We start from the raw sequence: 23,902 nt of genomic DNA, 5'->3' as shown, positions 1-23,902 counted from the left end.
CAAAAAAGCCCGCGGTTTTCGCGGGCTTTTTTCAATTTCACAAGGCTTTAGGCGGCTTGCATAGACTGCGCTTCGGTAAGGATCGCGTAAAGCTTGACCGGATCAGGGTTCGCCCGCAGCTTGGCGCAAACCGCGCTGTCACGCAGAGTGCGCGACACCAGTGCCAAAGCCTTGAGGTGATCCACACCCGCCTCTTCAGGTGCAAACAGCGCAAAGGCGATGTCCACCGGCTGGCGGTCAACCGCGCTAAAGTCGATCGGCTTCTCAAGCATCACAAAAACGCCTGAGACCGACTCGATCCCGCCCAGCCGCGCATGTGGCAATGCCACGCCATGACCTACACCCGTGGGGCCGAGGCTTTCGCGCTCCAGCAGGCAATCCACGACGATCTGGGTATCCAGATCCAAAGCACTGGCAGCAACGTCGCCGATTTCCTGAAACAGCCGCTTCTTGCTAGATGCGGCAGATAACACACGTACTGCTTCGGGCTTGAGAATGCTCGAAAGCTCCATGATCATGCTCCATAGCGGCCTTTGCGTGCTAAGGCCGACCTCTCTCAACTTGCCTGTTTAAGGATCAATCCAGCCGATATTGCCGTCATCGCGGCGATACACGACATTCAACCCATCCTTGTTCTCATTCCGGAACACTAACACCGGCGCTCCGGCAAGTTCCATTTGCATTACGGCCTCACCAACGCTGAGCGATGGGATCTTTGTTTCCATCTCAGCCACAATCATGGGCTGTAGCGATTCGGGTTCATCTGCCGTGTTCGATTCGTCAGAGGCGAGGATATAAGAGGACGCCCCAAAGAGTTCAACAGGCTCAGAACGATCCTTGTGATGGTCCTTCAGGCGGCGCTTGTAGCGGCGCAACTGTGTTTCCATCTTGTCACAGCATGCCTCGAACGCTGCATAGATCTCGGTTGCGTGGGCCTTGGCCTGAGCGGTCAGGCCGGTAGATAAATGTACAGTCGTTTCGCATACATATTCATGCGCCGAACGGGAAAAGACGACATTGGCGTCGGTCGGGCGCTGGGCATACTTGCCAACAACTTCGCCCAGTTCGGTCTGCACGTGGGTCTGCAGGGCCGCACCGATGTCGATCTGTTTTCCGCTGATTTGGTAACGCATGTGATCTCCTTCACAATTCACACCCATTCTGACGTTGCGTCACGCAACATGCTTGTTTTTATCGGGTGGGGGATATCGACATTTTGATCGGTTGCTGCCGTCCCAGCCCTTCAGTGAAGGGGTATCGAGATCCAGACTGGAACCGAATAAATGCCATACCCCAATTGAGACAAGAGGCGGCGGAAGAGTCAATCAAAACAGAGCTGTATATACGCGATTTCCGCGAAGCGTCCGGCGAAAAATCGCCCAACCCTATGAAATACGGAAGTTTTCGCCCAGATAAACCCGGCGCACGTTTTCGTTCTCGACCACTTCGTCAGGTGTACCTGACATCAGAACCTGCCCGTCATGCAGGATATAGGCGCGATCCACGATCTCGAGCGTTTCGCGCACGTTGTGGTCGGTGATCAACACGCCAATCCCGCGCTTCTTCAGATCAGCCACCAGATGCCGGATATCCCCCACACTGATTGGGTCAACGCCAGCAAAGGGTTCATCAAGCAGCAGATATTTCGGATCGGCGGCCAGACAGCGCGCGATCTCTACCCGGCGCCGCTCACCACCGGACAGGGCAAGCGCGGGCGCGCGGCGCAGGTGTTCGATCGAGAAATCCGACAGCAACTCCTCCAACCGCTCTTTCCGGCGATGGGCGTGCTTGACGGTGATATCCAGAACCGAGGCGATATTGTCCTCGACGCTCATGCCGCGAAAAATCGACATCTCCTGCGGAAGATAGCCGATCCCAAGACGAGCGCGGCGATACATCGGCAGCGTCGTGACATTCTGCCCGTCTATCGTGACCTTACCGGCTTCGGGGAAAACCAGCCCGGCGACGGAGTAAAAGGTCGTCGTCTTACCCGACCCGTTCGGACCCAGCAGTGCGACTACTTCGGACCGGTCGAGCGTCATGGACACATCCCGGATCACAGTTTTTTTCCGATAGGATTTGCGCAGTTTATCGATGCGCAGACCTGCGCTTCCTTCCGCGACAGACAAGGTTGGGGCGGCCATCAGTTTCCGCCACCCTGCTGAAGAATGGTTTTGACGCGGCCCGTCATCGTTGCGGTGCCCGAGGTCAGGTTCGCAACCATCTGGTCGCCGCTGATCGTGCTGGGCCCCTGTGTCAGCAGCACGTTGCCCTTCATCACGATCACACCTGTGTCGATGGTGTATTCCGCCTGATCCCCTTCGGCGGCATCCGGAGGGCTGACCAGAACGACATTCTCGGTCGCTTCCATCCGTTCAATGGATGAGCGGTCCTGACTGTAGATCACCAGAACCCGCTCAGCCGACAGGCGCATTTCCCCCTGAATCACGATCACATTGCCGAGAAACTCGGCCGATCCATCCTCTTGATTGACGTTCAGTGAGTCCGAGGTCACCTCGACCGGCAGGCTGGGGTCGGCCTTGACCGAACCGAATGCAACCTGCGCTTCCTGTGCGATGGCAGAAACCGGGCCCATCAACAGAGCCATGCAAACAAAGAGAAATCGAAAATAGATCACAGGTTATCTTTCTGCTTTTGTTGGCTCATATACCAACTTCACGCCGTCTGTAAAAAGAATATGGACCGGTCCGTCCTTTTTTTCAGTGCCAAATTGCATACGACCGGCAGAGAATGTTCCGATGACGCCGGTGCCATCGACCTGACCGGGAGTGTCGCCACGTATTTCTTCCAGCGATGTATTCAAAAGGTCGGTCGTGACCTTAATGCCGTCCGAGGTGGTAATCACCACATCGCCAACAAAAGTCGCCGTCCCCTTATCGGGCCGGATCAGGCCCGAGTTGGAATCCAGTTTGATCTCACCACCGTTCAGCATCCCGAACCGCCCGCGAAACTGCGCCGCCGTCGGCTCTTCGCCCTCGGACCCTTGGGTCACCCTGGTCGACTCAATCTGTACCTCTTCGCCCTTTTTGGTGGTACCGCGGTAGTTGGGTTGCGTAATGACCTGCCCGGCCAGGCGATCTTCGATATCCTCCTGCGAGAAGGGCACCGAGACATCGGTTTCGATGCTGCGAGACAGAAGGAAAACGGTGGACAGCAAGACAATCGCCGTCAGAGGCAGCAGCACCTTGAGGAACTGAACCATGCGGGAATAGCGATCCACCGTATCGCTCCCTAACCCAGACCGACGCGCAGGCAGTCGTGGATGTGCAACAGACCCTGCGCCTGCCCATCCGCTTCAGGATCGACCACGAACAGCGATGTGATCTTGCGGTCATTCATGATGCCTACGGCCTCTTCCGCCATGGCGTTAGGCGCGATGGTCAGAGGATCGCGGGTCATGACCTCATCCGTGGTCTTGTTCAAAAGCCCGTCCATGTTGCGGCGCAAGTCGCCATCCGTCACGATGCCCAACAGTCGACCCGCATCATCTGTCACACCTACTACGCCAAAGCTCTTCTGGCTCATGACCAGCAGCGCCTCGCTCATGGAGGTACCGGACCGCACCACGGGCAAATCGGCATGCATGAGGTCGCGCACCGTGGACAGCTGCGCGCCGAGTTTGCCGCCGGGGTGGAAGGCGCGGAAGTCCTCTGGCTTGAAATCACGGTGCTTCATCAGCGCGATCGCCAAGGCATCGCCCATAGCCAGCGTCAGCGTGGTCGAGATCGAGGGCACCATGCCGAACCCGCAGGCCTCACCCAAAGAAGGGATCAGCAGATGCACGTCAGCTTGTTTCATCAGCGTGCTTTCCGGCTTGCTGGACAGACCGATCAGCGGAATGCCGAATCGGCGCGTAAAGGCCAGAAGGTTGACCAGCTCCGGCGCTTCGCCGGAGTTCGAGATCGCCAGAACCACATCATCCTTGGACACCATGCCCAGATCACCGTGGCTCGCCTCGGCGGGGTGGACGAAATGGGCGGGCGTGCCGGTCGAGGCCAATGTGGCCGCGATCTTGTGGCCGATATGGCCCGACTTGCCGATACCGCTGATGATGATGCGACCGGTGGCCTGCAGGATCAGCTGCACCGCTTCGGCAAAATCCTCGTTCAGGCTTTCGGCCAGCGCGTCCAGTGCGCGGGCCTCATCGGTGACAACCTGACGGGCGGTTTTCAGGAATGCTTCGGTATCGGTCATGAGTGCGCAAAAATATCAGTTTCGGGCCAGCCTGCGAGGTCGAGTTTCGCACGCATCGGCAGGAAGTCAAAACAGGCCTGCGCCATCTCGGTCCGGCCTTCGCGGGCCAGCCGCTTGTTCAGCTCATCCCGCAGGCGATGCAGGTACAACACGTCCGAAGCCGCGTATTCCAGTTGGGCCTCAGACAGGGTCTCGGCGCCCCAATCGCTCATCTGCTGTTGCTTCGAGATATCGACGCCGATCAACTCCTGACACAGGTTTTTCAGCCCGTGGCGGTCGGTATAAGTGCGCACGAGGCGGCTGGCGATCTTGGTGCAATAGACCGGTGCGGCCAATGCCCCAAAGGCGTGGTACATCGCGGCGATATCGAAACGCCCGAAATGGAACAGTTTCAGCACGTTGGGGTCTTCCAGCATGGCGCAGAGGTTCGGAGCCTCGGTCTGCCCCTTTTCAACCTGAACGATATGGCTGTTGCCGTCGCCGCCAGACATCTGGATCACGCACAAGCGATCCCGATGCGGATTCAGCCCCATGGTTTCACAGTCGATGGCCACGAACGGCCCAAGGTCCAGCCCTTCAGGCAGGTCGTTTTTATAAAGGTGGTTTGCCACAGAGGTTTCCTTTGTGCGGTCTCGACCCCGAGATAGGCGGTTTATCCGGTAAACTCAACGCTGAGCCTGTAGCCGGGCATTCTGTCGCTTTGTGGGCTTGATATTATCCCTATGGGGGGGATAAGGATAAGCCATGACTGATCACACGCATGAATCGCACCCGCTAATCACCGCCCGCCTGAAACGGGCGCATGGGCATCTGGCGAAAGTCATTGCCATGCTCGAAGATCAAGCGCCCTGCTCCGACGTTGCCCAGCAACTGTTTGCGGTCGAGAAAGCAATCACCAATGCCAAGCGGGTTCTTATCCACGATCATATCGACCATTGCCTGACATCCGAGGACGGATCGGCCATCGAAGATTTCAAAACCATTACAAAGTACCTCTGACCAATGCTCAGTGTCCTGCAAAATCGCACCTATCGCCACCTTCTGGCAGCTCAGGTCGTTGCGTTAACGGGGACCGGGTTGGCGACGATCGCTTTGGGCCTTCTGGCCTATGATCTGGCGGGCGAGGCTGCGGGGATGGTGTTGGGCACGGCTCTGACCATCAAGATGGTCGCCTATGTGGGGATTGCCCCGCTGGCGGCGGCGTTTGCAGAACAACTCGACCGGCGCAGGATGCTGGTGGTGCTGGATCTGATACGGGCTGCGGTCGCACTGTGCCTGCCCTTCGTATCCGAGGTCTGGCAGATCTATGTACTGATTTTCGTCCTGCAATCGGCCTCGGCCGGGTTCACCCCCGCGTTTCAGGCTACGATTCCCGACGTCCTGACGGATGAACAGGACTACACGCGCGCGCTGTCCTTGTCGCGCCTTGCCTACGATCTGGAAAGCCTGCTCAGCCCAATGCTGGCGGCTGCGTTGTTGGTCTTTGTCAGTTTTGACACGCTGTTTTGGGGGACCGGAGCTGGGTTTATTGCCTCGGCGCTGCTGGTGGTGTCCGTTTTTCTGCCCTCGCCCAAACCCGCAGAGCGACGCGGAATATACGAACGGACAACGCGCGGCATCCGCATCTATCTGTCGACAACACGTTTGCGCGGCCTTCTGGCACTCAGTTGGTCTGCAGCGGCGCTGAGCTCTATGGTGATCGTCAATACTGTGGTCCTTGTGCGCGCGGATCTGGGCCTGTCCGAAAGCGCCGTGGCCATAGCTCTGGCCGGATTCGGCGGCGGCTCGATGATCGCGGCCTTCGTACTTCCCTCTCTGCTGGATCGGTTCAAGGACCGCCGGGTCATGCTGACCGGGGCGACAATTGGCGTGCTGGCCATGGCCGGAGCAGCCATGACATCCGGAGCACTCACCCTACCGCTGCTCACGGCCTTCTGGGCCTGCGTGGGCTTCGGCTATTCAATGACCCTGACCCCCTCGGGCCGCCTATTGACCCGCTCGGCCCGGCCCGAAGACCGACCCGCCGTATTTGCCGCCCAGTTCACCCTATCCCATGCCTGTTGGTTGGTCCTCTATCCGCTATCGGGATGGCTGATGACCCGTTTCTGCGCAACCGTGGTCATGACCACCACAACCTGCGTTTCTGCCTTAGGCATCGCTGCTGCACTGATCATCTGGCCGCGGTCCGACAAAGCACCCTCTGCGCAGAAGCCTTGAGCCTCCGGGCGCTTCTGCCGTAAACCAGAGCGACCCTGCCGGAGGCCCCATGGATCAGCTCGACCGCCGCATCATCACCGCGCTGCAGCACAATGCCCGTGAATCGACCACGAATATCGCGGCCAAGCTGGGTGTGGCCCGCACTACCGTGCATGAGCGGATCAAACGCATGGAAGACCGCGGCGTGATTGCGGGCTATTCCGTTCAATTGCACGCCACCGACGATACCCCGCGCGTGCAGGTGATCGTAATGCTTGAGGTCCAGCAAAAGGAAACCACCCGCATCATCAAACGGCTTGAAGCCTATCCCGAGGTCAAACGATGCCTGTCGATCAATGGCGAGTTTGACCTGCTGCTCTCCGCCGAGGCCCCCCGGATCGAGGATCTGGATATTCTGGTCGATGAACTGGCCAAAATCCCCGGCGTTCTGCGCACCAATACCAGCGTCGTGTTCGGACGTCGGATCGACCGAAAATGATGGGGCGATAACCCTCTGTAAACTGATGACTGGCTAGCTTGGCCCGGAATGACCCGAATCCCGGACCGGCAGAATGCCCCATTGTTTCGTCTCGATTGTCTTTGTGCTGACGCTTGCGCTGATTGCGCAGGTCGGGCGTGCCATGCCGGATGCCCGAACGGGTGATATCTGCGATCAGGCCGCACGCCGCGCCGCGCTGTCCGAAGGCGTACCACTGGACGTGTTGCGCGCCATTTCACGGGTTGAGACGGGGCGCACCCATGAAGGGCGGCTACAACCCTGGCCCTGGACCATCAATGTCGAAGGGCAGGGCTATTGGTTCACCTCCGAGCTTGAGGCAAAAACCTATGTTTTCCGAATTTTCAAAGCCGGCAAGCGCAGCTTTGACATCGGGTGTTTTCAGATCAACTACCGCTGGCACGGTAAAGCCTTCCGCTCGATCGACGCGATGTTCGACCCGCAGGAAAACGCCACCTACGCCGCACGGTTTCTCAAAGACCTCTATGCCGAGCTTGGATCGTGGCCCGCCGCCGCCGGGGCCTATCATTCGCGCACGCCGTCTTTGGCCGAGGCTTATCGCGGTCGGTTCCAGACCGTTCTGACCCAGCTGGACGGGTCCGTTCCACCACAAACTCACGTCGCGTCGCGGGACCCATTCACCGGCGCCGCAGCCCCGCTGATCCCGGCGCAACCGGTTGAATCCAATGGCGGGTCTCTGGGGTCTCTGGTTCCGGCGGCGGGTGCTGCCACCGCCTTCATCGCATTCAACTAGGAGGTCAGCGTGCCCACCATAAACGCCCGGTCCCTGTTCTCGCCCACCGTCCTATTGGCGCTGGCGCTGATGACCGTCATCGTGATGATGATCCTGCCGATGCCTGCCTGGGTGTTGGATGTGGGGCTGGCCGCGTCCTTCGCGCTGGCCATTTTGATTTTCACCCTGACGCTGTTCATCGAACGCCCGCTGGATTTCTCATCCTTCCCGACGATCCTGCTGGCCTCGCTGATGCTGCGGCTGTCGCTGAACGTCTCGTCCACCAAACTGATCATCGGTCAGGGCCATACCGGGCCAAATGCGGCAGGCAACGTCATCGAAGGCTTCGCCAACTTCGTGATGGGCGGCAGCATCTTTCTGGGCCTCGTGGTGTTCTGCGTCCTGCTGATCGTGAATTTCATGGTGATCACCAAGGGTGCCGCGCGGATGGCCGAGGTTGGCGCACGCTTTGCTCTGGACGGGATGCCGGGCAAACAGCTGGCCATCGACAGCGACATGTCCGCCGGGGCCATCGATCACCAGCAAGCCAAAGAGCGGCGCGAACGCGAACAGCAGGAGACGACCTTCTTCGGCTCGCTCGATGGTGCGTCGAAATTCGTCAAAGGTGATGCGGTCGCCGGGCTGTTGATCACGCTGCTGAACCTTGTGATGGGGCTGGTCATGGGCGTGATCGTACATGGTATGCCGGTCACATCCGCCTTTGAGACCTACGCCATTCTGACCGTGGGCGATGGTCTGGTCTCGCAAATCCCAGCGGTGATCATCTCCATCGCTTCGGCGCTATTGCTGGCGCGCGGCGGCACGCAGGGCGCGACCGACAACGCCATCTTCTCGCAACTGGGCAAGCACCCAGCCGCGCTGGGCACAGTGGCTGTGTTGATGGTTCTCTTCGCCCTCGTTCCCGGCCTGCCCTTCCTGCCCTTCATGCTGGGCGCGGGTGTCTTGGGATACGCGGCCTACAGGGTCCATCAAAAGCAGAAGGCCGACACGCTTCAGGCCCAGACCCCCGCGCCCGAAGCGGAAACCCCTGTTTCGCAAGCCATTGGCGATATTCTAGATCTGGACGACGTACATCTGGAGTTCGCGCCCGACCTTGTCAGCATGGTGCTAAACCCCGGAACCGGGCTGGACGCGCGCATTGCGAATATGCGGACTTATGTGGCCTCGACCTTTGGCCTCATCCTGCCCGAGATTCGCCTGACCGACCGCGCCGACCTGCCCACCGGCACCTATGTCATCAAGGTGCAGGGCGTCGAACAGGCGCGCGGTGTGCTAAACCCCGATCTGGTATTGGCGCTGGTGCAGGACGGGCATGAGTTTTTGCCCGATGGCAATGACGTGACCGAGCCTGTCTATGGTGCCCCTGCTCGCTGGATTCTACCCAAAGATCAAGAGGATGCCGCCCTGAACGGCGCCACCATCGTTTCTCCGCCCGAGATTCTGGCGACCCATCTGCTGGAGATCATCAAGCAGAACTTTTCACGCCTGCTGACATTGAAATCCCTGCGTCGTCTGTTGTTGGAAATGACCCGCCTCAGCGATCCCGGCCGGGCCGAGGCAAACCGCAAGCTGCTGGATGAACTGATCCCCGACAAGGTGCCGATCGACACGCTGCACGCCGTTCTGAGGTTGCTGCTGGATGAGCGTGTTTCGATCCGCAACATGGCCCTCATCCTTGAAAGCGTGGCCGAAGCGCGGCTGACCACAACCCAGCCCGAAGGCATTTGCGAGCTGGTCCGCCAGCGGCTGGGCTTTCAGCTGGTGGCCGAGATGAAGCGTGAGGATGGCTCGATCCCGCTGATCCAACTGGCTCCGGAATGGGAGGATACGTTTGCCAGCTACCAAATCGACGGACACGCCGCCGGGCTGGACGTGGCGCTGCCCCCCAACCTGTTCAACAAGCTGGCCGATGGCGTGGTGGACAGCGTCGCACAATCCGCCGATCACGGGTTGTTTCCAGCCGTCGTGACCTCAACACGTCGACGACGCCTGTTGCGCTCGATCATGCAGGCGCGCGGGGTGTCCAATCCGGTTCTCTCTTTCGAAGAGATTGGTCTCGAGGCTCGCCCCGCCCTGGTCGGAACCGTACCCGCATGATCGCCCTGCCGCCCGAGCTGTTGGGACAACTCGGCACTGGGCTGTGGCATGTGTTTGCCGTTTTTCTGAGGGTGTCCGCTGTGGTCACCCTCTTGCCCGCTTTTGGCGAACGCAGCATCCCGGTCCGGGTCAAGTTTGCGGTCACCGTGGCCTTTACCCTGATCGTGTTGCCTGCGGTACCCTCCCCGCAATCCAATCCGGACCTGCTGCCGATGGCGCGTCTGGTCGGCACCGAGGTTCTGGTCGGCATGGTTCTGGGCATGGGGCTGCGCCTGTTTGTGCTGGCCCTGCAGACCGCCGGGTCTATTGCGGCGCAATCAACATCGCTATCTCAACTTTTGGGTGGCGCGGCCGCCGACCCGGCCCCTGCCTTGGGGATTTTCCTGACATTGGCCGGACTGGCCCTTGCGGTGCTGATGGATCTGCACATCAGAATAGCCGAGTTTCTGATCCACAGCTACGCGATGTTTCCGATGGGTCAAGCCCTCTCGGCCCCTGATCTGTCGCAGTGGGGCGTCAGACAGATCGCCCACAGCTTCGGGCTAGCCTTTGCGCTGGCCACTCCGTTCGTGATCGCCTCATTGATCTACAACCTCGCCCTCGGGGTCATCAACAGGGCGATGCCGCAGCTGATGGTTGCCTTTGTCGGCGCCCCCGCGATCACCTTTGCCGGGCTGTTCCTGCTATTTGCCGGAGCGCCCCTGATCCTGTCTGTGTGGGCACATGCGTTGTTTTCATTTACCCTCAACCCACTGGAGTCCGGTCGATGAGCACCGATGACGACAGTGACAAGTCCTTTGACCCGACGCCTCAGAAGCTACAGAAGGCACGCGAAAAAGGTGAGGTTGCAAGGTCCACTGATCTGTCCGTTGTTGCCGCCTATACCGGTTTGCTGATCGCGCTGCTGACGGTCGGCAAGTTCACGGTCGATCAGATGGGCGCATTGTTTGTGGTTCTGATCGACCAGTCGGATGGCATCGCGCAGCTTGTTACATCGGGGCCGGCAACAGCACCGGTCGCCGGAATGCTGAAAGGCGCGCTTTTACCCGTGGCCCTTCTGTTTGCGCTTCCCACGGCGGCGGTCTTGCTGAGCCTTATCGCCCAGCGCGCATTGATTTTTGCACCCACCAAGTTGCAACCCAAACTCGCGCGGATCTCACTCCTATCCAACGCCAAAAACAAGTTCGGGCGGGGCGGGCTGTTCGAATTCGCCAAGAGCTTTGCCAAACTGCTGATCTACGGCACCTGTCTTACCCTGTTTCTGAAGGCCAATCTGGCCGAGATCGTTTCCGCCAGCGCAGCCCCGGCCCATAGCTCGATCTTGCTGATGATGAACCTGCTGTTTCGCTTTCTGTTTATCGTGATAGCTATCGCACTTGCGATCGGGGTCGTCGACTACGTTTGGCAATATGCCGAACACATGCGCAAGAACCGGATGTCGCGTAAGGAAATCCAGGATGAGACCAAGGACGCCGAGGGCGACCCCCATGTCAAACAACAGCGCCGCGCGCGGGCGCAGGAGATTGCGACCAATCCGATGATGGCCGATGTGCCAAAAGCCGACGTCGTGATCGTGAACCCGACCCACTACGCGGTCGCTTTGAAATGGTCCCGGGCAGCTGGGGCGGCCCCCGTCTGTGTAGCCAAGGGTGTCGATGAGGTGGCCGCCGCAATTCGGTCGGCTGCAGGCGAGGCCGGCGTTCCCATCCATTCGGACCCGCCAACGGCACGCGCGATTCACGCGACCGTCGACATCGGGCAGGAGATCGCCGAAGAACACTACCGCCCGGTCGCCGCTGCGATCCGGTTTGCCGAAGCCATGCGAAAGCGCGCGAAAGGACAGATTGGATGAAACGTCACGAACTGCCCGCCCTGAAATCGGTCACCGAAGCGGTCTACCAAAGCGAATATCAAAAGCTGCGGCCCGTGCTGGAGGCCGAAGCGCGTGTGCAGGCTCAGTTGGCGCGTCTTGACGCACAGGTCGTGCAAACCCGCCAGGACAGTGCGGTGACCGATGGGTATCAGATCACCGGAACCGATGTTTTGTGGAATGGGTGGGAGGCCGCGACACGGCGGCAATTGAACATGGAATTGGCGCGATGCCGGGCACAGAAACTTGCAGCCATGCAGCAACTGCGTCAGGCCTTTGGGCGAAAACAAGCGGTTGAACGCCTGAATGACACCCTCAAGGCCGAACAGAAGCGCGCGCGGTCACGGCCTAAACCGTGACGGCCTCAGGTATCCTGGCGACTGACACTCATGATCAGGACCTTCGAGACATCGTCACCCAGATCCTTCTTCGCCACCTCAAGCAGAGATTTTCGCAAGGTGCCGAGGTTGTCGGAATGCGTGAAAGCACCGTCGAACCCTCCGGTATTGGCGTGATCGAACAGCACTTGCAGAAAACCGTCCCGCAGCTTTGGTTCGATCGCGTAGAAGGTTTCGGTGATGGCCGAGTTTGCCTCAAGGCTCAGGGACATGGTGACGAGGGCTGAGATCTCCTTATCCTCCACGATCGGCACAACAAATTGCTTGGTGAGCTTCAGGTATTCAAAGCCTCCACCTTCACCCTTTTTCCCCTTGTCTTTGTCATTGCTCTTGGACTTGGCGGGTTTTGCCTTTGTTTCCTTTTCAACCTTTTCAGTCCCCTCGGCTTCTTTCTTCGTTTCACCGGACCCAAGGAAGGTCCCGGCGCCGATGCCGGCACCCGTGCCAACGACCAGAAAAATCACGGGGAGCAGTTTCTTGATCATAAGAGCCCCTTAGAACGGCAAAAGGGTATCGAGGATCTGCTGGCCGTAGCGCGGCTGTTGCACATCCGTGATCTGCCCGCGACCACCATAGGACACACGCGCCGAGGCGATCTTGTCATAGGTGATCTCATTCTTGCGCGAGATGTCCTGCGGGCGCACATAGCCTGACACCAGCAGCTCTCGCAGTTCGAAATTCACGCGCAGTTCTTGCGCGCCCGAGATCGACAGAACTCCGTTCGGCAGCACGTCAATCACCGTCGCGGCCACGCGCAGGGTCAGTTTCTCATTCCGTCGCACCGATCCGCGACCGGAACTTGAGGCCTCAGATTCGATCCCGACGGCCTCATCGAACGAAGCCCCTTCGGGCAGTTTGTCTTGTGCCCTTTGCGGCAATCCGAATAGGTTCGGCACTGACAGATTTTCAGATACTGACCGCGACCTGTTGGTGTTGTTGGAGATCTCAGCCTCTTCGTCCAGCTCAATCACGACGGTCAGGATATCGCCTTTCTTGATGGCCCTCTGGTCACCAAGCAGCGATTGCTGCCCCCCACTCCAAAGCGACGACCGATCCACCGTTCGCTGCGGTTGAGTATGCAAGGGCAGGCCGGGCCACAGCATCGCCACCTGTTCCGGCGAATCTTCGGTCGGGGTGAAGCTGGGCGGTTTGCCCAGGTGATCCAACCGCCCGCAGGCAGAAATCGTAAGTACCGCAAGAAGAAGGGGTTTTGACAATCCAGACATCATTTTACCTCGATTTGACCATCAGACCGTATCCGGCCCGTCACTGTTGTCCGCGAGGACAGGTTCATAACGCGAATTCGGTCCCCCACCGCGCCCCGGCCCAGCGCGCGGCCTTCGGTTGTGATCGACAGCGGTTGGCTGCTGAACAACAGAACGACCAGATCATTGCGATCCACAAGCGCGGGCGGACCGACATCCGCCGCGCGAATGGGGCGGCCAGGATAAAGCGCGACACGGGCCTCCTGCCCGATCAGTGCATTCGGATCGGTCACAGCCCCCGGCAGGTCGCGCGGCTTTGTCTCAAGATCCACATGCGAGATGATCTCTTTCGCGCGGATCGTCCGGGTCGGCACCACAATCTCGGCAAGGGCCCCAACCGGCGCCATCAGGGTCAGGCCAAGCAATAACACTCGCATCAGCGCACCTGCGTCGTTGCGCTCATCATCTGATCGACGGCGGTGATGACCTTGGCGTTCATTTCATAGCCCCGCTGGGCCTCGATCAGTTCCGTCACCTCGCGCACAGCATCGACCGAGCTGTCCTCAAGATACCCTTGCCGCAACGTGCCCAATCCGTCCTCTCCCGGTACGCCCTGTACCGGTGCGCCGGAAGCCTCGGTCTCTTTGAACAGGTTGCTGCCAATGGCCTCCAGACCCTTGGCGTTTGAGAAACTGGTCAAGGTGAACTCGCCCAATCGTTGGCCTTCGGGGGCATCGTCGAAATAGGCATAGACCTCACCCGACGCGTTGATCGAAATGGACCGAGCGTCATCTGGGATTGTGATCTCGGGTGACACGGCGAACCCGTCCGATGTCACGATCAGCCCTTCGGCCGAGCGTTTAAGGCTGCCATCGCGCGTATAGGCGGCCTGACCGTTAGGCAGCGTCACCTCAAGATAGCCGCGCCCTTCGATGGCCACGTCCAGATCATTACCCGTGGCCGACACGGCCCCTTGTGCCAGCTGCACCGTCACGGCGGCAGGGCGCACGCCCAGACCCAGCTGAATACCCGTTGGCAGAACCGTCCCGTCTGAAGCATTGACTGCGCCGGCCCGCGCCATTTGTTGGTAGTGCAGATCCGCGAACTCGGCCCGGCGCGCGTTGTACCCGGTGGTGTTCATGTTCGCCAGGTTGTTCGAGATCGTCTCGACCCGCATTTGCTGCGCGGTCATACCTGTCGCCGCGATTTTCAATGCCCGCATGGGATATCTCCTTTCTTAGCGCATCAGCGCTTTGAGCGCGCCGCGTACCCGTTCATGTTCGGTTTCGAGAAAGCTTTGACCCAATTCGTAAGCGCGCTGGATTTCGATCAGCCGGGTCACCTGAGCGATGGCGTTGACATTCGAACCTTCGAGAAAACGGTGCAGGACAACAGGCGCATCAACGGGGTCAATATTGCCGGTCGTGCTGAACCGCGTATTGCCCTCACGCACCAGTTCCTTGAGATCTTCGACGCGGTAGACCCCGATCTGTCCCAGCAATTGCCCCTCGACACTGAGCGTCCCATCGCTGCCCACATCAATCGAGGCCGCATCGGGCGGGATGAAAACCGGCGAGCCATTGCTGTCCAACACCTGTGCGCCATCCGGTGCGACCAGATCGCCCTCGGCATTGGGAGAGAAACTGCCCGCGCGGGTCAGGCGGTTGCCTTCCGGGGTTTCCACCATGAAGAAGCCGTCCCCTTCGATGGCAAAGTCGAACTGCCCTCCGGTTTCGGTCAGAACCCCTTGCTGCTGAGAGGTATTGCGCGCCTCGGCCCGGCTCATGGACAGGGAGGGATTGCCCGGCATGTCACGGACAAATTCCGAGAACACCAGCCCCTGCGCGCGATAGCCGGTGGTGTTGGCGTTGGCGATGTTATTCGCCACCAGCCGCATTTCATTCATCAGCCCGGATTGGCGAGACAGGGTGACATAGGCGGTATCCATCAGCGACCTCCTGCGATCAGCGGAACCAGGGTTCCCGTGAAAAACGTGACAAGTGTCTGGGTCATGAACCCCATCGAAATCCAGAACACGACAACGATGGCGATCAGTTTGGGCACGAAGGTCAGCGTCATCTCCTGCACCGAGGTGAGGGCCTGAAACAGACCCACGATCAGGCCCGAGATCAGCGCCACCGTCAGGATCGGGACCGAGGTGATCACCGCGACCCAAAGCGCCTGGCGGACGATGTCGTAGAAAAGACCTTCGTTCAGCATGGCTCAGACCGGCATTCTCAGGATTTCCTGATAGGCCTCGACCACCTTGTTGCGAACGATCACGGCCGTTTCGACCGCAAGTTCAGTCTGGGCCAGCGCTTGCACCAGCGCATGTGGATCGGCCTGCCCGGTCATCGCGGCCTGCGACTTCTGCTCGCTTTGCTTGAGGGTTGTGGCAAAGTCCTGAAACGTTGAACGCAGGCCCTGTGCCATGCCTTCATGGTCGGGATTGGCCTGCGTTGCAGGGCGGGCCACAGTATAGTTCTGTGCGGCGGTCAGGGATCGGATATCCATTCTGGTTCTCCTTTATTTTCTAAGCAATTCCATAAGCGACGACGACATCTGCCGCGTCTGATCGAACATTTTCAGATTGGCCTCGTAGCTGCGCTGCGCTTCACGCGCGTCGGCGATCTCGATCATCAGATCGACATTCGAACCGAGGTAGTGCCCGCTCTCATCCGCAAGCGGGTGACTCGGGTCGTGAATGCGCGACAGGTCGCGGCGATCCAGTTGCACACGGCCCGCCTGCACCATCGCCCTGCCGTCCTGCTGGACGGTCTCAAACGGGACGGTCTTACGCCGGTATCCGGGCGTATCCGCGTTCGAGATATTCTCGGACACGTGCCGCAATCGGGCCGCCTGCGCGCGCAACGCACTGGCCGAGGCGGATAGGGAATGGGAAAAATCGCTCATATCAAACGCTCCTTACCCGCGGCCCAGACTGGTGCGCAGAATGCCAATGGACGAGCGATAGATCGCCAAAGCGCGGTCGTGCTGGCGCTTGACCTCAATCGCTTTGAGCATCTCGCCTTCCAACGACACGCCATTGCCATTGGGATCGCCATGCGGCTCAGCCTCATACTCGGCCCAGCTTTGCCCGGTTAGGTTGCTGCCGTTCAGATGACCCTGCCGGGTGGCGGTCATTTCGGTCTTGGCCGAGGTGTTTTCGAATGCGGTTTTAAAGGCCTCGATATCGCGGGGCTGGTAGCCCGGCGTATCAGCGTTGGCCATGTTGCGCGCAATGACCGCCTGCCGTTGTCCGGCATGGGTTGCCATTGCGTACGCTGTCTTAAAGACGTTCAGGTCATAGAACATCGGGGCTTCTCCCTCGATCAATTTCAATCAAGGCTTAACCCCGATTCCTTTAGAAACCGTTTTCAGAACACAGTTGGAGAACCCACAATGTCCGATCTCGACCCTATGCTTCTGAAATACGAATTCGACAGGCTGTCCGCAGTGCGCCATGTGGGCCTTGTCTCCGGCGTGGCGCATGGGGTGATCGAGGTCAGCGGCCTGACGGAGCATGCGCGAATCGGTGACCTGTTGACGCTCCACCGCCGCGCGGGTCCTGATCTTGAGGGCGAAGTTCTGCACGTGGGGGCCGAGCATATCCGCATGATTCCCGGCTCTGCCCCCGATGGAGTCAGTCTTGGCGACCGTGTGAGCCTGAAAGCCTCGCCCGAGTTTGCGCCGGGGATGCATTGGTTGGGTCGGGTCATTGACCCGTTTGGCCTAGCGCTGGACGGAAAACCGCTGCTGCCGGGGGCGCAGGCGCGGGACATTGTGCAACCTCCTCCGCCCGCTGTTGAGCGCAAACCGCTGGGTGAGCGAATGGCAACCGGTCTGTCTGTCCTCAACACCATCTTGCCGATCGTGCAGGGCCAGCGCGTGGGTCTATTCTCTGGCTCGGGCGTTGGTAAATCGACGCTGCTGGCGACTCTGGCCCGGTCGATGCAGGCGGATGCGGTTGTCGTGGCTCTGGTCGGGGAACGCGGGCGCGAGGTGAATGAGTTCGTGACCCATGCGCTGGGGCCTGAGGCGATGAAACGCGCGGTTGTGGTGGCGGCGACCTCGGATCAGTCCGCTCTGGCCCGTCGCCGCTGCGCGTGGTCGGCAATGTCGGTGGCCGAGTATCTGCGCAATCAGGGCCTCAACGTTTTGTTCCTGGCCGATTCGGTTACCCGCTTCGCCGAGGCGCATCGTGAAATCGCCGTGGCGATGGGGGAATCACCGTCGCTGCGCGGGTTCCCCCCGTCGGTGACCCCTTTGATCGCCAATCTGTGTGAGCGCGCGGGTCCGGGCACGCAGGCGCAGGGCGACATTACTGCCGTTTTCAGTGTTCTGGTCGCTGGCTCCGATATGGACGAGCCGGTTGCAGATATCCTACGCGGCGTTCTGGACGGCCATATCGTGCTAAGCCGAGAAATCGCCGAGCGCGGGCGATTCCCCGCCATTGACCTCAGCCGGTCGGTGTCGCGCAGCCTGCCTGCCGCCGCGACCGAGGCCCAGAACCAGATGATCTCGGAAACCCGCAAGCTGGTGGGCAGCTATGAACAATCCGAGGTGATGATCCGGGCCGGTCTTTATGCCGAGGGTTCGGACCCGCTGCTGGATCAGGCCGTGCGTGTTCATGATGAGCTGGATAGCTTCTTCGGCAAAACCGATCCCGAGGGTATCGAGAACAGCTTCAACCGGTTGTCGCTGATCCTGCGCAGGGCGTCGGCAGGTTTGCCGCGATGAGGCGAAATCCGAAGCATTTTAAGTGTTAAGCCGCCCTTAAGACCTGCACTGCTACGCCTGTAACTGGGTGATAAAAAGGTGGTGGAGATGGGTGCGCAAACCAATGCGGCGCCAATCATCATCAAGAAGAAGCGTGTATCAGGTGGCGATGGCCATCACGGTGGCGCGTGGAAGGTCGCATATGCGGACTTCGTCACGGCCATGATGGCCTTCTTCATGTTGATGTGGCTGCTGAATGCAACGACCGAAAAACAACGCAAAGGGCTGGCGGATTATTTCTCGCCAACGATTCCGGTGAACCCGGTCTCGGGTGGGGGCGACGGGGCCTTTGGCGGCAACAACATGTTTTCCGAGAAAACGATGGTGATGGACGGATCGGGCGCAAGTGCCCGCTTCCCGACTGACGCCCGAAAGGCGCGCGGCTCCACCGGAGTGGATGCCGACGGCGCAGGCAAAGGAACGACCGAGGAGTTCTCGACGCTCGAGGCGCAGCTTTTGGGGCGCACGGGCGAGAGTATGGTGTCGGACAAGGTGCTGAAGCACATCGTCACGCGCGTCACCGACGAAGGGTTGGTGGTCGAGCTGTTCGACACCGAGGATCAGCCGCTGTTCGAATCGGGAACAGACAAGCCGACCACGATGATGCGCGCGCTGGCCCTGTTGGTGGCCCGATCATCGGATCTGGTGCGCAATGACGTCGCCGTCGAAGGGCATGTCAGCGCGTCTCCGGTGGTTCTGGCCGACAACCCGGCCTGGGATCTGTCCACCGCGCGGGCGCAGGTTGTCCGGCAGCTTCTTGAGGATAAAGGCTTTTCAGAACAGAGGCTTGACCGGGTGACCGGGCACGCGGACCGAGAGTTGTCGAACAGCAATCCCATGGCCGTTCGCAACAACCGGATCGAGGTGATCTTTCTGCGAAATCGCTAAAGGATAGGTGGCATTTTACCTGTTAGCGCGCTGTTAAGGCCCAGCGCGTTACCTGTTGCATCAACGATTGACGCAACAGAAGGGCGTGCCAATGACCATTTCCTCTTCGCTGAATGCCGGTGTGGCGGCGTTGAAGGCCAATGCCAACAGGCTGGCTACGATTTCAGACAACATCGCCAACTCCTCAACCTACGGCTACAAGCGGGTGGAGACGGATTTTCATTCCATGGTCACCTCGGGCCAGGGGGGCAGCTATTCCGCTGGTGGTGTGCGCACCACAAGCCAACGGCTGATTGATCAACGCGGCTCACTGGTCACTACGAACAACTCGACCGATTTGGCGGTGCGCGGGCGGGGTATGCTGCCGGTGCGGCCAAGCTCGCAGATTGCGGGTGGCTCGAATGAGATGCTGCTGACCACCACCGGATCATTTCGCACAAATGATCAGGGCTATCTGGTCACCGAATCGGGTCTGGTCCTTCTGGGATGGCGCGCGAACCCGGATGGCTCGATCCCTGCTGTGCCACGGGATACGCCCGCGGCGCTTGAGCCCATTCAGCTGAGTGTGAACCAGCTGTCCGGTGCCCCAACAACACAGATGAACCTGCGCATGAACCTACCTGCGACCGCTACAGATGCGGGCGCGCCAGGTGATACACAGCCCCTGTCTGTTGAATATTTCGACAACCTTGGCAAATCCGAAAGCGTCGATATCGAGCTGGTGCCAACCGTCCCGGCAACAGGGTCGAGCAATGAATGGACCATGATCATGCGCGATTCAGCGTCGGGCGGGACGGTGATCGGCGAATACACTCTGACCTTCACTGACAACCGGACCGCAGGCGGTACGCTTGCCACGGTCACTCCGGTAACAGGTGGCGCGTATGATCCGGTAACCGGAAGCGTGGTTGTGAACGTCGCGGGCGGCCCGATGGAGATCAATATCGGCCAGATCGGCGACGCGGATGGGATCACGCAATTGTCGGACACCTTCGCCCCCGTCTCGATCACGCGCGACGGGTCAGCGGTGGGAACGATGACCAGCGTTCAGGTCGATGAAAACGGATATGTCTACGCCTTCTACGACACCGGTGTCAGCCGCCGCATGTTCCAGATCCCTCTAGCAGACGTCCCAAACCCCAACGGCCTGACCGCGCTGGATAGCCAAACCTATGCACCGTCGCGTGAGAGCGGCACGTTCTTCCTGTGGAATGCGGGTGAAGGCCCCACGGGTGACCTCGTATCCTTCGCGCGCGAGGAATCCACCACGGATGTCGCGACCGAGCTGACCTCGATGATCAAGACCCAGCGCGCCTATTCCTCAAGCGCCAAGGTGATCCAGACCGTCGATGAGATGCTGCAGGAAACTACCAATATCAAACGCTGACTTTGACCCTCGGAAAGGACCCGTCGGATGAACCTGTCGACAGCTTTGAACAACGCCATGACCGGCCTGACCGCCACCAGCCGGGGTGCGTCGGTCGTTTCCGAAAATATCGCCAACGCCCTGACACCCGGCTACGCGAAACGCTCATTGGAGCTGACCACCAGCCTGATTTCAGGCAATGGCGTTCGCACCGCAGGCATCATTCGGCATCAGGACCCGGTTCTGACGGCCAATCGCCGCGCCACCGACGCCGATCTGTCGCACCAATCCGCTGTGGCCGACTTTCACACTCAGCTTGAAAGGGTCGTGGGCACGCCCGAGGATGCGGCGTCGCTCACCAATCGTCTGGCCGAGTTCGAAAGCAGTCTGATCACCGCCGCCAGCCTGCATGACTCGGTCGAGCGTTTGGATGAAGTGGCCCGCAGTGGCAGCGACCTGGCCGCCAGTCTAAATCGGGCATCGGAAGGATTGCGCCAGTTGCGCTCGGACGCGGACCGGACGATCGGCTCGCAGATCGCCAGCCTGAACCAGACCCTCAAGGATATCGAGGATCTGAACGCCAGAATTCCCGTGATCCGGAACTCGGGCGGTGACATCAATGCCTTTCTGGATCAGCGGCAGGTTCTGATCGACCAGGTCAATGAGCTGATTCCGGTCAATGTCGTCCCGCGCGACAATGACCGTGTTTCTCTCTACTCCGATGGCGGGCTGATCCTGCTTGAAGGCAAAGCGGCTGAGTTTTCCTTCACCACCACAGGCGACACTCAGCCCCATATGACCGTTGGCAACGGCCTGCTGTCAGGGCTGGAGATGAACGGAAACCCGGTCCGGACCAGCGGTGATGCCGCACAGATCCGCGGCGGGGCCCTGGCGGCCCAATTTGAAATCCGCGACCAGCTTGCACCCGAGGTGCAAACCCAACTCGACACGGTTGCGCGCGATCTCGTGGAGCGGTTTGAAACACCCGGGTTGGATCCAACGGCATTGGCCACCGATCCGGGTTTGTTCACGGACGGCGGAAACCGTCTGGATTTGACGATGCTGACCGGGATTGCCTCTCGCATCAGCCTCAACACGGTCGTCGACCCGGATTCCGGTGGCGACAGCTGGAGGCTGCGTGCAGGTCTCGGCGCTGCTGCCCCGAACGATCCCGGAGATTCGACCCAGCTGCAAGCGTTCAGCGCCGTTCTGGTCGAAGCCCGCCCAGTCGCCGGGGCGATCTTTGGCACCGGAAACATGCGCACCTCTGAGATCGCCGAGGCGATGATGTCGCGCGTTGGCGCAGATGCCCATGTTGCCGAACAACGCAGGACATTCGCAACCGGCGCCCAGAAGCAGATGCAGCAGCTAGAGGCAGAACAGGGCGTTGATACCGATCAGGAACTGCAACAGCTGATGCAGATCGAACAGGCCTACGCGGCCAATGCGCGTCTCATCTCGGTCGTGGATGAGCTGATGGACACTCTATTGAGGCTATAAACATGACGCTGACATCCATAGGTGATCTTGCCCGAGGTCTGACCTTGCAGACCCGGTCCACCCAGATCAAGCAACAGATTGAAACCCTGTCGTATGAAATGTCGACCGGAAAGGTGCAGGACGTCTCAGGCCATCTGGGCGGCGACTATTCGCATCTCCTCGATTTGGACCGCAGCCTGACGCGTTTGGATGCGTTTGGCATCGCCACGTCCGAGGCCAAGCTGTTCTCGGACGCCATGCAGCAAAGCCTCGGCGTGTTCAGTGAATCGACAGGCGAGATGACAGCAACCTTGCTGGCCTTTGGTACGGCGAACCACGCTGTGACGCATGAACAAGCCTCGGTCCAGGCCCGCAATGAGCTGGATACGATGATGTCCGCGCTGAACACCCGGATTGGCGGCCGCAGCCTGTTTTCGGGCACCGCGACGGATGTCTCGCCGCTGCCATCGGCCGAGACCTTGCTGACCGCGCTTGAGGCTGAGTTGACGGGCTTGGTGACTGTGACCGACATTCGCAACGCAGCCGAGGCTTGGTTCAACGACCCTGCAGGTTTTGACGCGGTGATCTACCAAGGGTCGAATGCCGCACTGCCGTCCATGCAGATTGCCGAGAATGAACGCATTACTCTCGATATCACGGCAACGGACCCAGCGCTGAAGGCGGCGCTCAGGGATGTTGCTGTGGCCGCACTGGTTGCCGACGATGCCTTGGCGGTGCCAAACGATCAGCGCACCGGGTTGTTCAAGCAATTGGGTGTTGCTCTGGCAAATGCGCAGGATGACACGGTCATTTTAAGGGCCGAGGTCGGTGCCGCCGAAGCGCGTGTCGAACAGGCGACAACCCGCAACGCCGCCGGGCGCACCAGTCTGGAATACACTCGCAACGCCCTGATCGAGGCCGATCCTTATGAAACGGCCACCAAGCTTCAGGCCGTGCAGTTCCAATTGGAAAGCCTCTATTCCGTCACAGTTCGCAATGCGAACCTATCACTGGTGAACTTCCTGAGATGAGGGTTCTTGTTTTTCTTTTGGCTCTGATGCCCTGCCTTGCTTTCGCCGGCGCAATCCGCCTGAAAGATCTGGTTGATTTCGACGGGGTGCGCGGCAACGACCTGGTCGGCTACGGCCTTGTCGTAGGCCTGAATGGAACCGGCGACGGGTTGCGGAATTCCCCCTTCACCGAAGAGATCATGTCCAACATCCTCGAACGGCTGGGCGTGAATGTGAATGGCGAGGATTTTCGCCCCAAGAACGTGGCCGCCGTCCTTGTGACGGCCAGCCTCCCCCCGTTTTCGCGGGTCGGAGGGCAAATCGACGTCACTGTCTCGGCCATCGGGGATTCAAGTAGCCTGTTGGGCGGCACGCTGATCATGACCCCGCTGAACGCGGCGGACGGACAGATCTACGCTGTTGCCCAAGGCACAGTGCTGGCAGGTGGCGCATCGGCTGAAGGTGAGGCCGCGTCCGTTGTCCGGGGCGTTCCCACCTCGGGCGTGATCCCATCCGGCGCGCGGGTCGAGCGCGAGATCGACTTTGATTTGTCCACCCTGACCCAGATGCGGCTGGCCCTGCGTGAGCCTGATTTTACGACAGCGGGGCGGATTGAAACGGCCATCAACCGTGAATTCAATCGCGCCGTGGCCATCATGCGCGATTCCGGAACCGTTGAACTGAACATCGCAGCCACTCAGTCCGTGTCCACAGCGCACGCTATCGGTCGGATCGAAAACATTCTAGTTGAGCCTGAAACCAAGGCCCGCGTTGTGGTCGATCAGCGCTCGGGTACGATTGTCATGGGGCAAGAGGTTCGGATTTCTCGGGTCGCGGTTTCCCAAGGCAACCTGACTTTGACAGTGGAAGAGGCTCCGATTGCCATACAACCCAACCCGTTCGCTGACGGAGAGACCGTCGTGGTGCCCAGAACCTTCGCAGGCATCGAAGAAGAGGAAGGCACCGGTCTGGCCGAAATCCCAGAAGCCACCACCCTATCTGAGGTCGTGGCAGGGCTGAATGCCCTGGGGGTTTCGCCGCGCGACATGATCGACATTTTGAAAACGATCAAAGCCGCGGGCGCCCTGCATGCCGAATTCATCGTACGATAGAGGCCCCCTTCACGGG

Annotated in this window: 30 protein-coding genes; 14 read left to right on the top strand and 16 right to left on the bottom strand. The window is 59.9% G+C overall.

All coding sequences use genetic code 11. From position 1 onward, the window contains the following. Nucleotides 1–47 precede the first annotated feature (47 nt). From ACR0KL_RS14085 to ACR0KL_RS14055, 7 genes are all read right to left on the bottom strand, one after another. Complete coding sequence (locus ACR0KL_RS14085; RefSeq protein ID WP_170679237.1) at nt 48–512, bottom strand: PTS sugar transporter subunit IIA; 465 nt, start codon at nt 510–512, stop codon at nt 48–50. Between the two features lie 57 nt (nt 513–569). Beyond that, nucleotides 570–1,133, bottom strand: a complete 564-nt coding sequence (gene hpf / locus ACR0KL_RS14080; RefSeq protein WP_170379957.1) for a ribosome hibernation-promoting factor, HPF/YfiA family — start codon at nt 1,131–1,133, stop codon at nt 570–572. 252 nt (nt 1,134–1,385) lie between these two features. Beyond that, on the bottom strand, nt 1,386–2,144 hold the full coding sequence (gene lptB / locus ACR0KL_RS14075; protein WP_170679238.1) for an LPS export ABC transporter ATP-binding protein: 759 nt from the start codon (nt 2,142–2,144) through the stop codon (nt 1,386–1,388). Then, nucleotides 2,144–2,596, bottom strand: coding sequence for an LptA/OstA family protein (locus ACR0KL_RS14070; RefSeq protein ID WP_170491440.1), 453 nt, complete (start codon nt 2,594–2,596; stop codon nt 2,144–2,146). The genes lptB and ACR0KL_RS14070 overlap by 1 nt, the downstream gene beginning before the upstream one ends. 45 nt (nt 2,597–2,641) lie before the next feature. Beyond that, nucleotides 2,642–3,241: an LPS export ABC transporter periplasmic protein LptC gene (gene lptC / locus ACR0KL_RS14065; RefSeq protein ID WP_170679241.1), complete on the bottom strand. Its 600-nt coding sequence runs from the start codon at nt 3,239–3,241 to the stop codon at nt 2,642–2,644. 11 nt (nt 3,242–3,252) lie between these two features. Then, nucleotides 3,253–4,215, bottom strand: coding sequence for a KpsF/GutQ family sugar-phosphate isomerase (locus ACR0KL_RS14060; protein WP_480777172.1), 963 nt, complete (start codon nt 4,213–4,215; stop codon nt 3,253–3,255). Then, on the bottom strand, nt 4,212–4,826 hold the full coding sequence (locus ACR0KL_RS14055; RefSeq protein ID WP_170679245.1) for a ribonuclease D: 615 nt from the start codon (nt 4,824–4,826) through the stop codon (nt 4,212–4,214). The genes ACR0KL_RS14060 and ACR0KL_RS14055 overlap by 4 nt, the downstream gene beginning before the upstream one ends. Nucleotides 4,827–4,959: 133 nt before the next feature. Here ACR0KL_RS14055 and ACR0KL_RS14050 point away from each other — a divergent pair, with 133 nt between their 5' ends. From ACR0KL_RS14050 to ACR0KL_RS14015, 8 genes are all read left to right on the top strand, one after another. Next, entirely contained in the window at nt 4,960–5,214 is a 255-nt protein-coding gene (locus ACR0KL_RS14050; protein ID WP_170679252.1) for a metal-sensing transcriptional repressor, read from the top strand. A gap of 3 nt (nt 5,215–5,217) precedes the next feature. After that, nucleotides 5,218–6,432 carry an MFS transporter gene (locus tag ACR0KL_RS14045; RefSeq protein ID WP_170679254.1) on the top strand — a complete coding sequence of 405 codons (1,215 nt, stop codon included), beginning with the start codon at nt 5,218–5,220 and terminating at the stop codon, nt 6,430–6,432. Nucleotides 6,433–6,481: 49 nt separating this feature from the next. Beyond that, a complete protein-coding gene (locus ACR0KL_RS14040) occupies nt 6,482–6,910 on the top strand; it encodes an Lrp/AsnC family transcriptional regulator (protein ID WP_170679256.1) in 429 nt (142 codons plus the stop codon). Between the two features lie 73 nt (nt 6,911–6,983). Further along, a complete protein-coding gene (locus ACR0KL_RS14035; RefSeq protein ID WP_480554982.1) occupies nt 6,984–7,682 on the top strand; it encodes a lytic transglycosylase domain-containing protein in 699 nt (232 codons plus the stop codon). 69 nt (nt 7,683–7,751) lie between these two features. Beyond that, nucleotides 7,752–9,779, top strand: a complete 2,028-nt coding sequence (flhA, locus tag ACR0KL_RS14030) for a flagellar biosynthesis protein FlhA (RefSeq protein WP_480555023.1) — start codon at nt 7,752–7,754, stop codon at nt 9,777–9,779. Further along, nucleotides 9,776–10,549 (top strand): flagellar biosynthetic protein FliR, encoded by a 774-nt coding sequence (locus ACR0KL_RS14025; RefSeq protein WP_170679260.1) that lies wholly within the window; start codon nt 9,776–9,778, stop codon nt 10,547–10,549. The genes flhA and ACR0KL_RS14025 overlap by 4 nt, the downstream gene beginning before the upstream one ends. Beyond that, entirely contained in the window at nt 10,546–11,631 is a 1,086-nt protein-coding gene (gene flhB, locus ACR0KL_RS14020) for a flagellar type III secretion system protein FlhB (protein ID WP_170679262.1), read from the top strand. Before ACR0KL_RS14025 ends, flhB begins: the two co-directional genes overlap by 4 nt. Beyond that, a complete protein-coding gene (locus tag ACR0KL_RS14015) occupies nt 11,628–12,008 on the top strand; it encodes a hypothetical protein (protein ID WP_170491458.1) in 381 nt (126 codons plus the stop codon). Before flhB ends, ACR0KL_RS14015 begins: the two co-directional genes overlap by 4 nt. A gap of 5 nt (nt 12,009–12,013) precedes the next feature. Here ACR0KL_RS14015 and ACR0KL_RS14010 read toward each other — a convergent pair whose 3' ends face one another. From ACR0KL_RS14010 to ACR0KL_RS13970, 9 genes are read right to left on the bottom strand one after another with little or no spacing between them, the layout of a single operon-like run. After that, nucleotides 12,014–12,532 carry a flagellar basal body-associated protein FliL gene (locus tag ACR0KL_RS14010; protein WP_170641837.1) on the bottom strand — a complete coding sequence of 173 codons (519 nt, stop codon included), beginning with the start codon at nt 12,530–12,532 and terminating at the stop codon, nt 12,014–12,016. 9 nt (nt 12,533–12,541) lie between these two features. Beyond that, nucleotides 12,542–13,273 carry a flagellar basal body L-ring protein FlgH gene (gene flgH, locus ACR0KL_RS14005; RefSeq protein ID WP_480777171.1) on the bottom strand — a complete coding sequence of 244 codons (732 nt, stop codon included), beginning with the start codon at nt 13,271–13,273 and terminating at the stop codon, nt 12,542–12,544. Next, nucleotides 13,273–13,689: a flagellar basal body P-ring formation chaperone FlgA gene (gene flgA / locus ACR0KL_RS14000; RefSeq protein ID WP_480777170.1), complete on the bottom strand. Its 417-nt coding sequence runs from the start codon at nt 13,687–13,689 to the stop codon at nt 13,273–13,275. Before flgA ends, flgH begins: the two co-directional genes overlap by 1 nt. Next, nucleotides 13,689–14,474, bottom strand: a complete 786-nt coding sequence (gene flgG / locus ACR0KL_RS13995; RefSeq protein WP_170479799.1) for a flagellar basal-body rod protein FlgG — start codon at nt 14,472–14,474, stop codon at nt 13,689–13,691. Before flgG ends, flgA begins: the two co-directional genes overlap by 1 nt. A gap of 15 nt (nt 14,475–14,489) precedes the next feature. Continuing rightward, nucleotides 14,490–15,200 (bottom strand): flagellar hook-basal body complex protein, encoded by a 711-nt coding sequence (locus tag ACR0KL_RS13990; RefSeq protein WP_170679266.1) that lies wholly within the window; start codon nt 15,198–15,200, stop codon nt 14,490–14,492. Beyond that, the gene (locus ACR0KL_RS13985) at nt 15,200–15,472 is read right to left on the bottom strand and encodes a flagellar biosynthetic protein FliQ (RefSeq protein ID WP_170550381.1); all 273 of its coding nucleotides are present in this window, start codon (nt 15,470–15,472) and stop codon (nt 15,200–15,202) included. The genes ACR0KL_RS13990 and ACR0KL_RS13985 overlap by 1 nt, the downstream gene beginning before the upstream one ends. Before the next feature lie 3 nt (nt 15,473–15,475). Then, on the bottom strand, nt 15,476–15,766 hold the full coding sequence (fliE, locus tag ACR0KL_RS13980; protein ID WP_480777169.1) for a flagellar hook-basal body complex protein FliE: 291 nt from the start codon (nt 15,764–15,766) through the stop codon (nt 15,476–15,478). Nucleotides 15,767–15,778: 12 nt separating this feature from the next. Next, nucleotides 15,779–16,165 (bottom strand): flagellar basal body rod protein FlgC, encoded by a 387-nt coding sequence (gene flgC / locus ACR0KL_RS13975; protein WP_170689418.1) that lies wholly within the window; start codon nt 16,163–16,165, stop codon nt 15,779–15,781. 12 nt (nt 16,166–16,177) lie between these two features. Continuing rightward, the gene (locus ACR0KL_RS13970) at nt 16,178–16,567 is read right to left on the bottom strand and encodes a FlgB family protein (protein WP_480777168.1); all 390 of its coding nucleotides are present in this window, start codon (nt 16,565–16,567) and stop codon (nt 16,178–16,180) included. 87 nt (nt 16,568–16,654) lie between these two features. On the opposite strand from ACR0KL_RS13970, the gene ACR0KL_RS13965 reads away from it, so the two are divergent. The 6 genes from ACR0KL_RS13965 to ACR0KL_RS13940 all read left to right on the top strand — a co-directional run bounded on the left by ACR0KL_RS13965 (nt 16,655) and on the right by ACR0KL_RS13940 (nt 23,886). Then, entirely contained in the window at nt 16,655–17,992 is a 1,338-nt protein-coding gene (locus ACR0KL_RS13965; protein WP_480777167.1) for a FliI/YscN family ATPase, read from the top strand. Between the two features lie 87 nt (nt 17,993–18,079). Next, nucleotides 18,080–18,919 (top strand): flagellar motor protein MotB, encoded by an 840-nt coding sequence (locus ACR0KL_RS13960; protein WP_170379932.1) that lies wholly within the window; start codon nt 18,080–18,082, stop codon nt 18,917–18,919. Between the two features lie 91 nt (nt 18,920–19,010). Next, nucleotides 19,011–20,306 carry a flagellar hook-basal body complex protein gene (locus tag ACR0KL_RS13955; RefSeq protein ID WP_170679274.1) on the top strand — a complete coding sequence of 432 codons (1,296 nt, stop codon included), beginning with the start codon at nt 19,011–19,013 and terminating at the stop codon, nt 20,304–20,306. 27 nt (nt 20,307–20,333) lie between these two features. Beyond that, nucleotides 20,334–21,785 (top strand): flagellar hook-associated protein FlgK, encoded by a 1,452-nt coding sequence (flgK, locus tag ACR0KL_RS13950; protein ID WP_480777166.1) that lies wholly within the window; start codon nt 20,334–20,336, stop codon nt 21,783–21,785. A 2-nt stretch (nt 21,786–21,787) separates the two neighbouring features. Beyond that, entirely contained in the window at nt 21,788–22,795 is a 1,008-nt protein-coding gene (locus ACR0KL_RS13945; protein WP_170679278.1) for a flagellin, read from the top strand. Further along, on the top strand, nt 22,792–23,886 hold the full coding sequence (locus tag ACR0KL_RS13940; RefSeq protein WP_170679280.1) for a flagellar basal body P-ring protein FlgI: 1,095 nt from the start codon (nt 22,792–22,794) through the stop codon (nt 23,884–23,886). Before ACR0KL_RS13945 ends, ACR0KL_RS13940 begins: the two co-directional genes overlap by 4 nt. The last annotated feature ends 16 nt before the right edge of the window (nt 23,887–23,902 follow it).

The organism is Ruegeria sp. C8, from assembly GCF_056537565.1.
Note: the sequence above shows the minus strand (reverse complement) of the source record. Positions and strands in the feature narration are given on the sequence as shown.

Excerpts from the sequence above, each read along its gene's own strand:
- ACR0KL_RS14085 (WP_170679237.1), bottom strand. The coding sequence starts at position 512 with ATGGAGCTTTCGAGCATTCTCAAGCCCGAAGCAGTACGTGTGTTATCT.
- hpf (WP_170379957.1), bottom strand. The coding sequence starts at position 1,133 with ATGCGTTACCAAATCAGCGGAAAACAGATCGACATCGGTGCGGCCCTG.
- lptB (WP_170679238.1), bottom strand. The coding sequence starts at position 2,144 with ATGGCCGCCCCAACCTTGTCTGTCGCGGAAGGAAGCGCAGGTCTGCGC.
- ACR0KL_RS14070 (WP_170491440.1), bottom strand. The coding sequence starts at position 2,596 with ATGGGCCCGGTTTCTGCCATCGCACAGGAAGCGCAGGTTGCATTCGGT.
- ACR0KL_RS14060 (WP_480777172.1), bottom strand. The coding sequence starts at position 4,215 with ATGACCGATACCGAAGCATTCCTGAAAACCGCCCGTCAGGTTGTCACC.
- ACR0KL_RS14050 (WP_170679252.1), top strand. The coding sequence starts at position 4,960 with ATGACTGATCACACGCATGAATCGCACCCGCTAATCACCGCCCGCCTG.
- ACR0KL_RS14045 (WP_170679254.1), top strand. The coding sequence starts at position 5,218 with ATGCTCAGTGTCCTGCAAAATCGCACCTATCGCCACCTTCTGGCAGCT.
- ACR0KL_RS14040 (WP_170679256.1), top strand. The coding sequence starts at position 6,482 with ATGGATCAGCTCGACCGCCGCATCATCACCGCGCTGCAGCACAATGCC.
- ACR0KL_RS14035 (WP_480554982.1), top strand. The coding sequence starts at position 6,984 with ATGCCCCATTGTTTCGTCTCGATTGTCTTTGTGCTGACGCTTGCGCTG.
- flhA (WP_480555023.1), top strand. The coding sequence starts at position 7,752 with ATGACCGTCATCGTGATGATGATCCTGCCGATGCCTGCCTGGGTGTTG.
- ACR0KL_RS14025 (WP_170679260.1), top strand. The coding sequence starts at position 9,776 with ATGATCGCCCTGCCGCCCGAGCTGTTGGGACAACTCGGCACTGGGCTG.
- flhB (WP_170679262.1), top strand. The coding sequence starts at position 10,546 with ATGAGCACCGATGACGACAGTGACAAGTCCTTTGACCCGACGCCTCAG.
- ACR0KL_RS14015 (WP_170491458.1), top strand. The coding sequence starts at position 11,628 with ATGAAACGTCACGAACTGCCCGCCCTGAAATCGGTCACCGAAGCGGTC.
- ACR0KL_RS14010 (WP_170641837.1), bottom strand. The coding sequence starts at position 12,532 with ATGATCAAGAAACTGCTCCCCGTGATTTTTCTGGTCGTTGGCACGGGT.
- flgH (WP_480777171.1), bottom strand. The coding sequence starts at position 13,273 with ATGTCTGGATTGTCAAAACCCCTTCTTCTTGCGGTACTTACGATTTCT.
- flgA (WP_480777170.1), bottom strand. The coding sequence starts at position 13,689 with ATGCGAGTGTTATTGCTTGGCCTGACCCTGATGGCGCCGGTTGGGGCC.
- flgG (WP_170479799.1), bottom strand. The coding sequence starts at position 14,474 with ATGCGGGCATTGAAAATCGCGGCGACAGGTATGACCGCGCAGCAAATG.
- ACR0KL_RS13990 (WP_170679266.1), bottom strand. The coding sequence starts at position 15,200 with ATGGATACCGCCTATGTCACCCTGTCTCGCCAATCCGGGCTGATGAAT.
- ACR0KL_RS13985 (WP_170550381.1), bottom strand. The coding sequence starts at position 15,472 with ATGCTGAACGAAGGTCTTTTCTACGACATCGTCCGCCAGGCGCTTTGG.
- fliE (WP_480777169.1), bottom strand. The coding sequence starts at position 15,766 with ATGGATATCCGATCCCTGACCGCCGCACAGAACTATACTGTGGCCCGC.
- flgC (WP_170689418.1), bottom strand. The coding sequence starts at position 16,165 with ATGAGCGATTTTTCCCATTCCCTATCCGCCTCGGCCAGTGCGTTGCGC.
- ACR0KL_RS13970 (WP_480777168.1), bottom strand. The coding sequence starts at position 16,567 with ATGTTCTATGACCTGAACGTCTTTAAGACAGCGTACGCAATGGCAACC.
- ACR0KL_RS13965 (WP_480777167.1), top strand. The coding sequence starts at position 16,655 with ATGTCCGATCTCGACCCTATGCTTCTGAAATACGAATTCGACAGGCTG.
- ACR0KL_RS13960 (WP_170379932.1), top strand. The coding sequence starts at position 18,080 with ATGGGTGCGCAAACCAATGCGGCGCCAATCATCATCAAGAAGAAGCGT.
- ACR0KL_RS13955 (WP_170679274.1), top strand. The coding sequence starts at position 19,011 with ATGACCATTTCCTCTTCGCTGAATGCCGGTGTGGCGGCGTTGAAGGCC.
- flgK (WP_480777166.1), top strand. The coding sequence starts at position 20,334 with ATGAACCTGTCGACAGCTTTGAACAACGCCATGACCGGCCTGACCGCC.
- ACR0KL_RS13945 (WP_170679278.1), top strand. The coding sequence starts at position 21,788 with ATGACGCTGACATCCATAGGTGATCTTGCCCGAGGTCTGACCTTGCAG.
- ACR0KL_RS13940 (WP_170679280.1), top strand. The coding sequence starts at position 22,792 with ATGAGGGTTCTTGTTTTTCTTTTGGCTCTGATGCCCTGCCTTGCTTTC.